At 62.8% G+C, this 15070-nt stretch carries 11 protein-coding genes; 4 read left to right on the top strand and 7 right to left on the bottom strand.

Going from position 1 to position 15070, the window contains the following annotated elements:
* Nucleotides 1-619, bottom strand: a 619-nt coding sequence (locus tag FJ222_09215; protein MBM4164600.1) for a hypothetical protein, incomplete at its 3' end; no start/stop codon positions are given.
* A 403-nt stretch (nt 620-1022) separates the two neighbouring features.
* Here FJ222_09215 and hemP point away from each other — a divergent pair.
* The 4 genes from hemP to FJ222_09195 all read left to right on the top strand — a co-directional run bounded on the left by hemP (nt 1023) and on the right by FJ222_09195 (nt 4893).
* The gene (gene hemP / locus FJ222_09210) at nt 1023-1214 is read left to right on the top strand and encodes a hemin uptake protein HemP (protein ID MBM4164599.1); all 192 of its coding nucleotides are present in this window, start codon (nt 1023-1025) and stop codon (nt 1212-1214) included.
* A 139-nt stretch (nt 1215-1353) separates the two neighbouring features.
* Nucleotides 1354-2616: a porin gene (locus tag FJ222_09205; GenBank protein ID MBM4164598.1), complete on the top strand. Its 1263-nt coding sequence runs from the start codon at nt 1354-1356 to the stop codon at nt 2614-2616.
* Complete coding sequence (locus tag FJ222_09200) at nt 2606-3151, top strand: FMN-binding protein (protein ID MBM4164597.1); 546 nt, start codon at nt 2606-2608, stop codon at nt 3149-3151. The genes FJ222_09205 and FJ222_09200 overlap by 11 nt, the downstream gene beginning before the upstream one ends.
* Nucleotides 3152-3564: 413 nt before the next feature.
* Nucleotides 3565-4893 (top strand): PHP domain-containing protein, encoded by a 1329-nt coding sequence (locus tag FJ222_09195; GenBank protein ID MBM4164596.1) that lies wholly within the window; start codon nt 3565-3567, stop codon nt 4891-4893.
* 30 nt (nt 4894-4923) lie between these two features.
* Here FJ222_09195 and uvrB read toward each other — a convergent pair whose 3' ends face one another.
* The 6 genes from uvrB to FJ222_09165 all read right to left on the bottom strand — a co-directional run bounded on the left by uvrB (nt 4924) and on the right by FJ222_09165 (nt 14735).
* Nucleotides 4924-6948: an excinuclease ABC subunit UvrB gene (gene uvrB / locus FJ222_09190; GenBank protein ID MBM4164595.1), complete on the bottom strand. Its 2025-nt coding sequence runs from the start codon at nt 6946-6948 to the stop codon at nt 4924-4926.
* Nucleotides 6945-9449, bottom strand: a complete 2505-nt coding sequence (locus FJ222_09185) for an RND family transporter (GenBank protein ID MBM4164594.1) — start codon at nt 9447-9449, stop codon at nt 6945-6947. The genes uvrB and FJ222_09185 overlap by 4 nt, the downstream gene beginning before the upstream one ends.
* A gap of 4 nt (nt 9450-9453) precedes the next feature.
* Nucleotides 9454-10080, bottom strand: a complete 627-nt coding sequence (locus FJ222_09180; GenBank protein ID MBM4164593.1) for an ABC transporter substrate-binding protein — start codon at nt 10078-10080, stop codon at nt 9454-9456.
* A 4-nt stretch (nt 10081-10084) separates the two neighbouring features.
* Nucleotides 10085-10813: a VacJ family lipoprotein gene (locus FJ222_09175; protein MBM4164592.1), complete on the bottom strand. Its 729-nt coding sequence runs from the start codon at nt 10811-10813 to the stop codon at nt 10085-10087.
* A gap of 185 nt (nt 10814-10998) precedes the next feature.
* On the bottom strand, nt 10999-14022 hold the full coding sequence (locus FJ222_09170; GenBank protein MBM4164591.1) for a tetratricopeptide repeat protein: 3024 nt from the start codon (nt 14020-14022) through the stop codon (nt 10999-11001).
* Between the two features lie 59 nt (nt 14023-14081).
* A complete protein-coding gene (locus FJ222_09165) occupies nt 14082-14735 on the bottom strand; it encodes an HAD-IA family hydrolase (protein MBM4164590.1) in 654 nt (217 codons plus the stop codon).
* Nucleotides 14736-15070: the final 335 nt, after the last annotated feature.

Raw genomic sequence — 15070 nt, 5'->3', positions numbered from 1 at the left:
CCGAGTCGCCCCGGAAGAAGCGCTCCCGGACATCCCCCGGCAGCGCCTCGAAGGCCGCCCGCGTGCACGGCAGCGGCTCCTGGCGCGCCGGCACGTTGCCGTCGCGGAACTCATCGGCCAGCACCAGCGCCACGCCGCTTTCGCTCAGCCCGCTTTCAGTACCGGTCGCATAAACCATTAGCCTGTAACGCGCTGCAACGGTTCGCCAGCGTTCTTGATTCTCAACGCCGTAGACCGCCGCCAGCCCCTCGCGCGCCCGTTTTCTGCCCGCCACGGCTTCGCCGTAGCCGCACCACCGGTAGTCCTTGGGATCGCTCGCCAGCCCCGCGCGCACGGCATTGAGGTCGATGTACGCCGCCATCGTCGCCAGCGCGCCCACGCCCTGACGCTCCCGCTGCGCATGCGATGGCGGCTCGATCATCACGCTCTTGAACCGGTCCTCCCACAACGTTCCGGCCCGCCCCTCGCGTCGGTTGTACCACTGCGAAAACCGCTGCTTCACCGTCTTCACAAACTCCGACACGTCATACATCCGCGCCCGCAGACGCTCCAGGTCCGCCTGCACCAGAGACTCCAGCCCCTGCTTGCGCCATAACGTCCATTGCTGGTGGCTCGACAAGGGACGGACCTTCCGTCCTTTACAAGGGACGGACCTTCCGTCCTTTAAGTCCAAGTCAAACCGCCACCGCCCGCCATTCAGACGCGCCGGAACCAAACGGGCCATTCAAACCCCATAGCCCGAAACCCGGCCCCGCGGCTCCGTTCAACAACATTTTATCCCTCATGCGGCAAGAAAACGCTTGATTGCTAACGCACTCGTCATACACTTGCCGCACGAGGGATAAAACGCTATTCGTTATCCGTCCAGAACCGACATCCGTCGATCCTCGGGAAAGGCTGCTTGTACGTCCTATCCGTTCACCCGCCCGGGAACTTTTCAAACAAAGTCCAGTATTTCGCTTGACGAAGTACACTATAAAGAATATGCTTCCGGCCTCTAACTTTTCAGGCAAGGAGGGTTCATGAGTGACGACCGTGAGATAGGACACCAGAACGCAGGTGAAAACAGCCGGAACACGCTCACCGGATCGGCGGGCGCGGTGATCGACTCGCGGCACCTTTTCGCCCATCGCAAAGAGGTCACGATACGCCACGGAGGCGCCGACTACCGCATCCTCGTCACACGGAACGGTAAACTGATCATCAACAAGTAGCCGCACGCCCCCAACGTACAGAACTCGCCCAAGCCAGCCGAAAGCCAGCCAGGAAGTGGAACGCGACACGCGTTCCGCTCTCTTTGTGTTTCAAGAGGCCAAACCGAACATCGAAGAAAGGAGAAAGGAACAGATGAACATGACGACACGATTCCTGAGAAAAAAAAGCGCGAGACTGCTGTCGGCAGGTCTCTGCCTTCTGATGAGCGCCCCGGCGCTTGGGGATGACACCGCCGCACGCCTCGCCGCCCTTGAGGCGCGCATCGCCGAGCTGGAGAAGCGGCTTGAAGAACAGGCTTCCGCCCAGTGGGACACGCTCGCGTCCCAGACCGGAGGAACGAAAGCCGCAACGTTTTCCGACCGCCTGACTGCCGTGGAGACGCACCTCGCCGCCATGGAGGAAGCCAAAGCGTCGGATTGGACGGAAGGGCTGAGCCTCGGCGGATACGGCGAGTTGCACTACAACAACCTCACCGGCAGGGGCGGCGCTGCCGACAAGCGCGAAATCGACTTCCACCGTTTCGTGCTGACGCTCGGGAAGTCCTTCAACGAGCGCATCCGCCTCAACTCTGAACTGGAACTCGAGCACGTCATGGCGGGCGACAACGAGAAGGGCTACATGGCGCTGGAACAGGCCTACCTCGACTTCGACATGAACGACCGCCACACGGCGCGGGCCGGTCTCTTCCTGCTCCCCGTCGGCCTGCTCAACACCTCGCATGAGCCCACAAGGTTCTACGGCGTGGAGCGCAACCCGGTGGAGCGCGATGTCATCCCCACCACATGGTGGGAGGCTGGCGTCGGCTCGCACGGATGGTTCACCGACAGCCTCGAATACGCCGCCTACCTCCACTCGGGGCTCAAGACCGACGCCTCGAAAAACTACTCCGTCCGCTCGGGACGCCAGAAAGTGGCTTACGCCAACGCCTCTGATCCCGCAGGCACGCTGGCCCTCAACTGGCACATGCCCGGCCTCACGTTGGGCGGTAGCCTGCAATACCAGTCCGACATCACGCAGGGCCTGGCGCAAGGCCCCGTACACGGCCTGTTCAGCGAAGGCCACCTCGACTGGCAATACCAGCGCTTCGGTCTGCGGATGCTCTACGCGCAATGGAACCTTGGCGGCGACGGCCCTGAAAACGTCGGAGCCGACTATCAGTACGGCTGGTACATCGAGCCGTCCTATCGGCTGACCTCACAGATCGGACTGTTCACGCGCTACAACGCATGGGACAACCGCGCCGGGAGCGGAGCCTCCCCCAGCGGCAAACGGCAGCTCGATTTCGGGGTGAACTGGTCGCCGCACAAGCAGGTGATCGTCAAGGCGGACTACCAGATACAAGACAACGAGAACGGCCAGAACCAGAACGGGATTAACCTCGGGGTCGGCTATGAGTTCTAAACACGCGCTTCTCGGCTTTGGCGCGGCTGCCGTCCTCAGCGTCTGCCGCATTATCGCGGCAGAGAGTGCCCCGGCGGCGGATACCCCCGGCTTCATTGCGGGCGCGTTCCGCAATCCGCCTGTCCCCGCGAAGCTGGCACTCGCCGGGCCGCTGGCCGTGCGCGTATCGCAGATCCTCGGCCACAAATACGCCCAACCGGAGATCACCTACTGGCGGGAAGCCGACGTGACCGCATGGATACTCCAATCCAAGGCGAAGTCAGGACGTATCACCGCCGGATTCGTCATCAAGGACGGAAAGGTCGCCACGTGCGAAGTGCTGGCCTACACGGAGAGCCGGGGACGCGAGATACGCTCACCCCGTTTCCTCAAGCAGTTGACCGGGACCTCGCTCCGCGACGGGCAACTCGACCGGGAAGTGGACGGCATCACTGGGGCCACACTCTCCGTGAACGCCCTCCGCAATCTGACGCGGCTGGCCCTGACGCTTGACGGCACGGCACGGGACAAGGACACCGCAAGCGGCACGCTCTGAGACGAAAAGGCCCCGCGCAGTTCGTTGCGCGGGGCCTTCGTTTTCGGGTAACGCAATCGTCTACAGACTTAGAACGCCAGCGTGACGTTCACGCCGCCGAACAGAAGCTGGTTGTTGTCGGCAAGCGAGTAGCCACTCTCGCGGACCTCTTCCGACACCAGATAGATACTACAAATGGTCTGTCCCTTGTAACCCCTCCCTGCCGTATGGTTCCGGCTCGCACCTGACGAGCCCTCTACCCCCTAAAGCATCGAGCAGGCATGATTTCCACACGGATCCGAAAAAATATGTTACTATTTCTCTGTCCCCTGTTTCGTGTTTCGCCTCTGTTTCGCCCCTGCGGGACTGTGTGTGGACCGGGGCACCGGACTTGCCGTCAAGGGATTGCTGATCAGTAAACGGGAGCGCGTCTCATGAACCTTGCGAATTTGAATGATCCGTGTGCAAACACCCGGCTGGCGGCGATCCGCGAGCTGGGCGAGTCGGTGAAAGCCGGAGTGAAGCAGACCCATGAAGTGAATAATCATGTGCACACCATCTATTCCTTCAGTCCGTACTCGCCGTGCATGGCCGTTGTTAAGGCCGCGCAGGCCGGTTTACAAACGGTCGGCATCATGGATCATGATTCCGTCTCCGGTTGCGAAGAAATGCTGGAGGCCTGCAAGGCCGTGAACATGGCTTCAACGGCCGGTTGTGAAATCCGCGTGAACATGGACGGCACGCGGGTAGAAGGGCGCAAGACCAATAACCCGGATGAGCCGAACGTCAGCTACATCGCTTTCCACGGGATTCCCCGAACGCAGCTCCAGGCGGTGAAGACCTTCTTGAGACCCATTCAAGCCGCGCGCATCGCCCGCGACCGCAAAGAGGTCCAGCGGCTCAACGACACCCTGGCGCGGCTCGGCGCGCCGCCCTTGGATTTCGACACCGATGTCCTGGCGATATCGGAAGCGGCGAACGGCGGTTCAATCACCGAGCGTCACATTCTTTATGCGCTGTCGCTGAAGCTGATTGCGGCCTACGGCAAAGGGCAGACGCTGATTGATTTTGTCGAAAAGCAGATGACGATTGGTCTGCCTGAGAAAGTGAAAGCCCTGTTGCTGGACATGAACAATCCGCACTACGCCTACGATCTGCTTGGCGTGTTTAAATCCGCGCTCGTTCCGGACTTCTTCATTCTGTCCGGCAAGGAGGAGTGCATCAACGTGTGGGATGCGGTGTCGTTCGCCAACGACATCGGCGCGATCCCGGCCTACGCCTATCTCGGGGATGTCGGCGAATCGCCGACCGGCGACAAGAAAGCCGAGAAGTTTGAAGACGACTATCTCGATGAACTGGTTCCGGAGTTGACACGGATCGGTTTCAAAGCCATCACCTACATGCCGCCCCGCAATACGAAGCCGCAGTTGCTTCGCCTCCAGAAGCTCTGCCAGGCACACGGCCTGATGGAAATCAGCGGGGTGGACATCAACAGTTCGCGGCAGGCGTTCAACTGTCCGATTCTGCTCGAGCCGGAATTCCGTCATCTGGTGGATGCCGCGTGGGCGCTGATCGCGCACGAAAAACTGGCGGCCGTCGTTCCACGCCTCGGTATTTTCCATCCGGATAACCCGCTGCTCGCCCCCTTCCGCGGGGCTTCTGGCGGGAACTCCCTGCTCCAGCGCATCGAAATCTATTCAACGCTTGGGAAACGAATGGACCACACGCGGCCCGAACAGGCGGTTGCGCTGGTTGATTTCTAAACCGGGCAATGGGTTGCGCGTATCGCCCCATTATTTCAGAGCCCGGCGCAGCTCCTTGATCTCATCCCGGATCGCGGCGGCGCGTTCGAATTCCAACGCCTCAGCCGCAGCCAGCATCTCGCGTTCCAACTCCGCCAGCACTTCCCAGACATCGTAGCGCTCGGGAGTCTCGGCAACGGCTTGTTCGACCTCCCGCCCGCGCGCTTCGGTCGTGAGCTGCCCGTGGATGGCCCGGCTCACGCTTTTCGGTTCGATGCCGTGGGCGGCGTTATAGGCCTCCTGAGTCGCCCGGCGCGTCGCCGTCGTATCGATCATCCGGCGCATCGCGTCGGTCACCGTGTCGGCGTAGAGGATCACCCGCCCGTTTACATGTCGTGCCGTCCGGCCTGCGGTCTGGATGAGCGCGGTTTCGGAACGCAGAAACCCCTCCTTGTCGGCGTCCAGCACAGCGACCAGCGCCACCTCTGGGAGATCCAGCCCTTCGCGCAGCAGGTTGATTCCAATCAGACAGTCAAACGCCCCCTTGCGCAGGCGGCCGAGGATCTCCACGCGTTGCATCGCGTCGATGTCGGAATGGAGGTATTCCACGCGAAAGCCAGCCTCATGCAAATACTGGGCGAGGTCCTCGGCCGTGCGCTTGGTGAGCGTCGTCACCAGCACGCGGTCACCGCGCTCCGCCGTGCGGCGGATCTCCTCCATCACGTCGTCGATCTGTCCGCGCAACGGACGCACCTCGACTGGCGGATCGAGCAGACCGGTCGGGCGGATCACCTGCTGCACCGTGCGGACGCTGACCTGCCGCTCGTACGGGCCTGGTGTGGCCGACATGAACACGACCGGCCCGACGCGGCCGAGAAACTCGTCGAAGCTGAGCGGGCGGTTGTCCTTGGCCGACGGGAGCCGAAAGCCCCAGTCCACCAGCGTCTGCTTGCGGGCCTGATCGCCGTTGTACATCGCCCGGAGCTGCGGCAGGGTCACATGCGATTCATCGAGCACCGTCAGAAAATCGCCCTCAAAATAATCGAGGAGGCATGCGGGCGGTTCGCCTGCCGGACGTCCGCTCAAGTGCCGCGAGTAGTTCTCGATGCCGTTGCAATAGCCGAGTTCCCGCAGCATTTCGATGTCGAACTCCGTCCGCTGCTTGATCCGCTGCGCCTCCAGCAACTTACCCGCCGCCTCAAACTCCCGGACGCGGGAGTCCAGTTCGTCGCGGATCGCGCCGATGGAGGCCTCGATCTTCTCGCGCGGCATGACGAAATGGCGGGCTGGGGAAATCAGCGTGCGCTTCAACTCCGGCCCCATGCGACCGCTGACCGGATCGAGCGACCGCAGGGTCTCGACGGCATCGCCCATAAACTCGATGCGAATACCGTCCTTGGCATACGAGGGAAAAACGTCCACGCAGTCACCGCGGACCCGGAACGTTCCCGGTTCGGGCTCGTAGTCGTTGCGCGTGTACTGGATGGCGACCAGCTTTTCCAGCACCCGGTCGCGCGCGATCTCATCGCCCTGACGCAGATCCACAAGCATGGACCGGTAATCATCGGGCGACCCCAGGCCATAGATGCAGGAGACCGAAGCGACGACGATCACGTCATTCCGGCCGATCAGCGCGTTGGTGGCGGCCATCCGGTAGCGCTCAATCTCCTTGTTAATCGAGGCGTCCTTTTCGATGAAGGTGTCGGTCTGCGGAATGTAGGCTTCGGGCTGATAATAATCGTAATAACTGATGAAGAACTCAACCGCGTTGTGCGGGAAGAAACTCTTCAGCTCGGCGAAGAGCTGCGCCGCCAGCGTCTTGTTGTGGCTGAGGATCAGCGTCGGCCGGCCCCAGGCGCGGATGACATTCGCCAGCGTAAAAGTCTTGCCCGAGCCCGTGACCCCCTCGAGCGTCAGCCGGGGCGCGCCCAGCTCCAGTCCGCTCACCAGCTCCGTGATCGCCTGAGACTGGTCACCGGCCGGCTGGAACTCCGATTCCAACTGGAAGGCCGTGGACGACGCAGGCTCGTCCGGGTCACGATCATCCGGCGGATCATTTTGAGAAACACGCTTCATTTCACGGGTCGCTGTTCCGGGCCAAACGGCCGCAGAAACACCAGCATCCAGGGAAGCAAGGTCAGAGCGCCAAGCAAGGCGACGACCATCGCCAGGGAGGTCAGCAGGCCGAACAGAACACTCGGTATGAAATTGGAGAACGTCAGCAGCGAGAACCCGACGACAATCGTCAGCGAGGTGAAATACATGGCGCTGCCGACGCTCTGGTGCGACGCGCGCATGGCACCCAGATAATTGCCGCATGCGGCAAACTCCTCGCGCATGCGATAGATGTAGTGAATCGTAGAGTCCACGGCGATGCCGATGCTGATGGAGGCAATGGTGATGGTCATCACATCCAGGGGAATATGGGCAGCCCCCAGAAAGCCCAGCACCGTCAGGGAGGACAAGAAATTGGGAAACAAGGCGATCAAGGCGATCTTCAGCGAGCGGAACAGCACCAGAAACATTGCCAGCAGCAGCAGGAACGTCAGCCCCAACGTCAGAATCTGCGAGCGAAACAAGCTTTGGAGCACCCCGTTGTACAGCACCATGGTGCCGGTCAGCCGAATGCTCTCCGGAGGCAGATTCAGGCCGCGGTTCAGGTCGCTTTCCAGCGCTTTGAGAAAGCGGGCGCGTCGAAGACCCGGTTGCGAATCAAACACGCGCGCCGTGATGCGCAATTGATTGGCGGGCGCGCTGACATACGGCGTCACCAGCATGCGGCTGGCGAATTCGGGGAGTTTGCCGATCAAGATGGCCAACTCGAAGGCGTCGATGGACACCCCGTCATTCAGTGTGTCGGTCAGCTTCAACAGGGAGGCCAGCGAGGACACCTTCCCGATCTCGGGCCGAGCCTCGACGATATCATGCGCGCGGCGCGCCAGCGCCAGCTTGGCCGGCGTGTACCAATAGGCGTCCGACGCCACGGTTTTATCAATCTCATCAAACTCGTTAAAATCGTCATCCGCCTCCGGCGCCGCCGCTGCCGGGGGCTTCGGCGCCGGCTCGGCAGGCAATTGAATGATCACATCCACCGGCGTGGTTCCGCCCAGTTCCCGGTCGATGAACACCATGCCCTGATAAATCTCGGAGGTTTTTCGAAAATTCGCCGCAAAGCTATTCTCGACCGTTAAGCGGCATATTCCCGCCCCGATGAACAGGATGATCAGCCCCGTGCACACGACGATCCAGCGCCCGGATCGCTCGGCCATGCGTCCCGCCCAAGCCGTCACCGGCCGTCCGACATCCCGCTCGTTGGAGGCCGCCTCCTTGGGGAAGAGGACGAGCATGGCGGGAAACAGGATGAACGATGTCACCATGGAGACCACCAGCGCCAAGCTCATCATGAGCCCGAAGTCCTTGACCGGTTTGATGTCGCACAGCACCAGCGAGCTGAATCCCGCAATGGTCGTCAGGGTGCAATACAGGCATGGCGTCCACTTGCACGCAATGGTCTTCCCGACGGCATCAACCGCATCCAGATCGGGGTTTTGGCGGATCAGTCCGCGGTATTCGACAATCAGGTGAATGACCAGCGACATGGTGATGATGAGCAACAGCGAGATAAAGTTGGATGAAATGATCGTCACGGGCCAGGAGCAGGCCCCCAACAGCCCCACCATGACGAGCGTCGAATAGGCGCAACATAGAATCGCCAGCAGCACCCATCGCAAGCTGCCAAAGAAATACATGAGAATCACCGCAATACAGACAAAGATAGCGAGCCCGAAGATGCGCAGATCGCTCCGGACAAAGGCCAACATATCGTCGGCGATCATGGGGCCGCCGCCGAGATGGATCACCGCAGAATCGCGATAGCCCTGCAGGATCGCCCGCAGGCTGGTGATTGTCGCGTGGACCCGTTTGCCATCCTCCTTCTGCAAGCGCCTGAGATCCGGCGTCAGCCGCTCGAAGGCGGCGCGGTTGGCGGCGACAGCCTCATGCCGATCCAGTGCCATGAGCAGGGCGCTACGCCGGTTATGGACCGCGTCCAGCTCCCGGTTTTCCTTCATCGTGATCGCGAGCACGGCGGTCCGTCCGTTGGTGCAGATCAACTGCTGTCGGTAGATTTCGCTGTGGACGATCTCGTCGCGGGCCAGGAGACGGTCAACGCCGGGCTCCTCCAGTGTGCGCACATTCTCCGTGACGCGCGACAACCGAACCGGCGGGTTGCGAAAGAGCGGCGCATCCAACAGAGAGAGGACGCCCTGGACCTCTGGAAGGGCTCGGATCTCATCGCGCAGACGGGCCAGGCGCGTGAGATTGCCGTCGTCAAACACATCGCCCGAAAGCGGGGTGTAGGTCACAGCCAGCAAGTCGGACGATTGATAGCGGGCCGTGATCTCGCGAGCCAGCCGCAGTTGCGGATCGTGTTCCAGAAGGAGCGAGTCGGCGGATGCATCGAGAAAGAAATTCCGGGCCTGCCAGACGCACACCCCCGCCACCGCCGTCATGACCAGCAGGGTGAGGATCGGCATCCGCAAAACGGCATGTCGGTAAACTTTGAGGAAGAAAGACATAGGATCAATTCTTTTGCGGGGCGGGCTCGTCCCGCTTGGCCGCAAACACGCCGATCCCTTTCTTCAGCTCCTCGATCAAGTCCGCGGGCGCATGTTTCGCGAGGTAGTCGTCAAATTGCGCCCGGTAGGAGGCGATCAGACTGATTCCCTCGACCTCCACATCGTAGATACCCCAGCGCTCGTCGCGCAGACAGAGTTTGTAGATGACAGCGATCTGCGTATTGGCGGACTTCATCACGGCCGTCAGGGCGCGCTTCCCTTTCCCGATCGACTCATTGCCCGTGTACTCGGTCGCGAACGTCGCCGTATCCTGATCAGCGAGCTTGTCGTAATAGGAGCGCTTCACCACATCCGTAAAGCTTTTGACAAAGGCGGGGCGATCCGCCTCACTCAAGCTCTCCCATCCGTTCTTGCCCAGTGCGAGCTTGGCCATCAACTCCAGATGTCCCGACTCCTCCAGCAGACCGTCAAACTGCTTCTGCTTGCCTACGCTATCCAACTGCTGATCCTTCAAGATGGCCACACCCTTCGCAACCATGCCTTCCAGCACCTTGCGGGTCTGCTCGACCTCATCCGCGAGGCACATCGAGGATGCAAGAACCGCCATCAGCACAATCCGTCCTGCCCGCATCGCGTTACTCCTTTATTTCTTTGATCCGCCTCTGCTCGTATGCCCGTTTGAAGAAGCTGTAGGGATCCACCGCATTTGCCTTCAGCTTTTCATAGAAGCCGATGGACAGCGAGGTGTCGTTGACACGAGACCCCACGCTGACAGCCATCCCAACGGTCGACGGATCAATATAACTGAGGGGGTCCACAAAGTAGGCGGGGATCTTCCCCAGGGCATCGCGCAAATTGGACGGACCCAAAATCGGCAGATGCAGCGCAATTCCAGGCCCGGCGCCATAATACGCAAACGTCTGTCCAAAATCCTCCCGGCACGGCCGCCAGCCCCACTGCCGATAGGCATAATCCGAGAAGCCCAATACGCCCACGGTGGAATTCACCGCGAACCGTCCCACCTCCGTGCCTGCGCCTTCCCATTTGAACTGCAGCACCGCATTGACCACGCGCAACGGAAACTGCAGATTGTCAAAGAAATGACCAAGCGCGACGCGTCCCCGCTTGGGAACCACTGCGCCATACCCTTGCGCCACAGGCTTGAGCAACCAAAAATAGATCTTGTCGTTGCCCCAGTAAAATGCGCGGTTGATTCCGATCAACGGGTCCGGAATATTGGCGTCTTCGACCTTGGCATGGATTTCCTCCTCGAATTCGTCAAATTCGTCCCCCCCCTGGCCAAACACGGGGGCAACCGCTAGACACACCACCAGTCCGATTCGCAAACCTGTCAACACACGCATGGTTCTCCCAGGAAAATCGGGTCTGTACACACACTCCGCTTGCGCACGCGCGCGAACACCTTCGGGTGCCGATTCGTCACCGTCTAAACACGGATGGCATTATGTCAAAATGGCCGATGCGTGTCAAACGCGGGGATGGGGCCGGAAAGAGGCCGATGAAGCCGATGAAGCCCCGCATTGACGCCTTATTTCTTCATCTGTTCGAGCTGCTTCCGATATTTCGCGGCCTTCTCTGCGTCACCCGCCTGCTCCCACGTCTGGATCAGCATCCGCACCGCTTCTGGCTTGAGTTCCTCGTAGGCGTACAGGATGTCGACCTTAAGAAACGCCTTGGCGGCCTCGTCATACGACTTCATGGCCAGCCAGGCCCGCCCCTGCCCCAGAAGCGCCTGCGCCGCCTCTATGGTGTCGGCCAGTTTCACCACCTCACCGTAGGCATCGATCGCGTCCTGGTTCGCTCCCGCGTCGCGGTACGCATGGCCCAGCCCGAGCCACGTCTGTGCCTTCACCGTGGCGTCGGCGACCTCCTGAAGCAGCGCCCGGTAGGCGGCGACCGCCTCTTCCGCCCGCTTGCCGAGCCTGAGGCATTCGGCCCGGCCAAACGCCGCCCGCTCGCGGAAGGGTCCCGGGGGAACCGCCGCATAGGCTTCGACGGCCGTTTCCCATGCGTTTTCCGCCTGCAGCAGCCGGGCTTCGCGATAGCGGGCCTCACCTGCCAGCGCGCTGCCGGGAAACTCCGTCGCCAGCCGTCGGAACGCCGCGCGGGCCTCCGTGCCCTTCGCCTGCAACTCGTAGGCCCAACCGAGTTTGTAGAGCACGGTGTTGCTGAAGGCAATGCCCGCGGTCAGCGCCGCTTCGTAGGCTGCGGCCGCCCGGTCGAAGGCGTCGGCCTCATAGGCCAGCTCGCCGCTGCGGAACCGGGCGTCGCCGGCCAATGCGTGCTTGGGGAAGCGGCGGGCGAGTTCGTCGAACCGTTCCGTCGCCGCGTCGTGTTTCTTCAGTTCCTGGAGTGCCCAGGCGAGGTCATACAGCGCCGCCGCCGCGAAGGCGCTATCGGGGCGGGTTTTCACGAGTTCGGCGTAGGCGGCCTGCGCGGCCTCGGCGCCCCTGGTGCGTGACACCGCCGCCGCGCGGCGATAGGCCGCCTCGTCGGCCAGCGGACCGGCCGCGCCGCCTTTCAGGAATTTCTCATAGCCCGCCTCGGCCCGCGCTGCGTCGCCCGCCTCGTCCCACGACCGCGCCGCCCAGAAGCCGTAGTCTGCGGCGGCGTCCTCCGCCGCCAGCGCCTCGAAGAGCGGGGCCGCCTCGGCCGGCTTGGGTAATTTTCGCAACGCCCAGGCGCGGCCCGCCTTCGCTGCCCGTGTCACCGCCGCATCTCCACCCACCGTCCTGCCGTAGGCCTCCAACGCCTCCTGCGGACGACCGAGTTCCAGCAGCGCCTCGCCGGCGTAGAGCCACGCGAACGGCAGCCGCTCCGCCGCCGCCGGGTTTTTTTCATGACTTTTGATAAACGCCTCGGCTCGGGTCAAGGCCTCAGCGTAGCGCCTGGCTTGATAGTCGATCCTGATCCGCTCCAACGCCGCGCGCAGCCCCGCATCGCTCGCCGGAGCCAGCTCCGCCGCCCGCTCGAAATCCGCCGCCGCGCCCGCCGCATCCGCCGCCGCATCGGCGCAGCGGCCCGCCATGAAGGCCGCATCCGCGGCAACGGCGGCCTTGGGGAAGGACGCCACGACCGCACGGAAGAACGGCCTGGCCTGGGCCGGTTTCTTCATCCGCCAACAGGCCCACCCCGCCTTGTACCCGGCCTCGGCCGCGAGCTCGTGGCCGGGGTGCTCCTTCAAGAATGCCTCAAAGGCCGCCACCGCATCCGGAAAGCGCTCCAGCCGGTAGCGGTATTCGCCCGTCAGAAAGCGAACGGCCGCGAGCTGGGCGTGCTTGGGATAAGCCGCCGTGAAAGCCGTCGCGGCCGCTTCGGCCGTGGCCAGGTCCCCGGCCTTTTCAAGCGCCAGCACCCGGCCCGCAGCCGCGTCGCCGGCCAGCGCGTGCGCGCCGTGGTCACGGCCGACCGCCGCATAGCACGCCGCCGCCTCCTTGAACCGCCCGCGCGCCAGCTCCGCCTCGGCCTGCAGCAACCAGGCATCCACCGCCAGATCCGCAGGAAGCTTTTCGGAGGCCCTCAGCTTCTCGAGCACCCCGCACGCCTCCTCGTAACGCTTCAGCTTTACCAGAGACGCGGCCCGCCAGTAGGCCGCAGCACGGACCCACGCGGCATCGACCGCGTTCGTCTGGACGCAGGCTGCAAAATCGGCCTCGGCCTCGGCGAACGCCTGGGCGGCGAACGCGGCATTGCCTGCGTTGTAGCGCATGACCGCAGCCTGGGCCGCCGCGCCGAAGGCCGCCGCCGCCTCGCGGAAGGCGACAGCCGCCTCGTTCGTACGCCCCGCGTCGTAGAGACACCACGCCCGCCCCGCCAGCGCCGCCGGTCGGTGCGGCGAGCCGGCCTTGCCCATAACCGCCGCGTATTCTGTCACCGCCGCGTCGTATCGCTTCAGGCGATAGAGGCTGTCGCCCCGCTTGAGCCGGCACTCGTCCGCGAGCGCATGGTCGGCGTAACGGGTGACAAAGTCGCCGAAGAGCCGCTCTGCCGCCGCATAGTCCGCCGCTTTGAAGGCGCACCACCCCTGCCCGTTGAGCGCCTGCGCCGCGAATGGGCTCTCGGGAAACCGCTTCAGCAAACCGGCATACGCCTCGCCGGCCGCCACCCACTCCCTGGCCTGATAGAGCGCCTCGGCCTGGCCGAACAGGGCCGGTTCAGCGAGCGCCCCGCCGGTGTCCCCCGCCGCCGCCGCGGCAAAACACGCGGCGGCGCGTTTGGGGTCCTCGGTGGCCAGCATCTGCCCCAGAAGATAGTTCGCGCGAGGCGTCCGCTCGGACTTGGGATACTGCTTCACGACGCGCTCGAACGCCGTGCGCGCACCGTCCGCGTCCTTCGTCTTCTGCAGCGCCTCGCCCAGCCGGTACCACGCGACATCCGCCTGCGGGAATTCGGGATGGGCTTTCAGCAATTTGCGGTACTCGCCCGCGGCCAGCGCCGGCTCGTCCCTGATCAGCAGCCCAGTCGCAAAATTGAACTGGTCCACCGCCTCATCGGCCCGGACGCAAACCAACGCGCCCACGCACAATATGACGCCAATCATCCGCCTGACCATGCTAGCCTCCCCTTGGTTGACAGATTCGAGAAACTGCAAAGCATAAATCGCGCCGGAATTCAATCCGTGGGGTTCAAGCACACCGTTTCCGACAGATCGCGAACGGTCTGGCAGGCGCCGGCGCCGCGAAGTGTCGCGTCGTCGAATGAACTGCGGACACCGATCGCACGCATTCCAGCCGCCCGCGCCGCCTGTATCCCCGAAACGGCGTCCTCGAACACCACGCAGGATTCGGGAGCGACGCCGATCCGGTCGGCCGCGAGCAGAAAAATGTCGGGTTCGGGTTTCTTGCGTGCCACCATCGAACCGTCAATCACGGCGTCAAACGCGCCGTGCGCAAACCCGATCTGCGCCAGATTGCCGTCAACCTTCATCCGGTCGGCGCTGCTCGCCACAGCCAGCTTCAACCCCCGGCTGCGGCAGGTCCGCACAAACGCCACCGCGCCAGCCATCGGTTGCAGGCGGCCGCGAATGAGATCCAGATAGCGTTTATAGGTGAACACCTTGTCGGCCTCGCGATTCAGGATCACGCCAAATTTCTCGGCCACGCCCCCCAGAAAGCGATCCTCGCCCGTGCCGGTGAAGGGATGAAAATCGGCAGCCTGGACCGTCACGCCGTGCCGCTCACGGAACATGGCCACGGCGGCCTCGCAGATAAAGGGCTCGGAATCGCACAACACGCCGTCCATGTCAAAAATCACACCTGTGGTCATCTCGCCCACTTAATCCCCCTTTTTGAGGAAAGGTATACCCCAACCCGCCCGTCGCTGTCAATACGGAGGCAGCAATGCTAATTTTGGTGGAGATGGAACCATCGGGCTCTGATTTTTGATGCGTTTGCCCTAGATACGGCGCCCAAATCCTCGCCTAAGGAGCGTCGCCGCCGATAACCTGCGCCTACACGCGCTCCGCAGCCATGGACCAGTCGCCAGAAAAGGCCGAAAACAGGCGGTTTTTCGACAGTGAGGGGGCTTTGGGGTGGTCAGGGGGCGCAAACGGGCACGCCCTTCCGCCCGGCGCCATCCTATAGAGTGCCGGTTTCGTCGGT

This window comes from Lentisphaerota bacterium, assembly GCA_016873675.1.
Classification (GTDB): Bacteria; Verrucomicrobiota; Kiritimatiellia; order RFP12; family JAAYNR01; genus VGWG01.
This window is presented reverse-complemented; position numbering and strand designations above follow the sequence as displayed.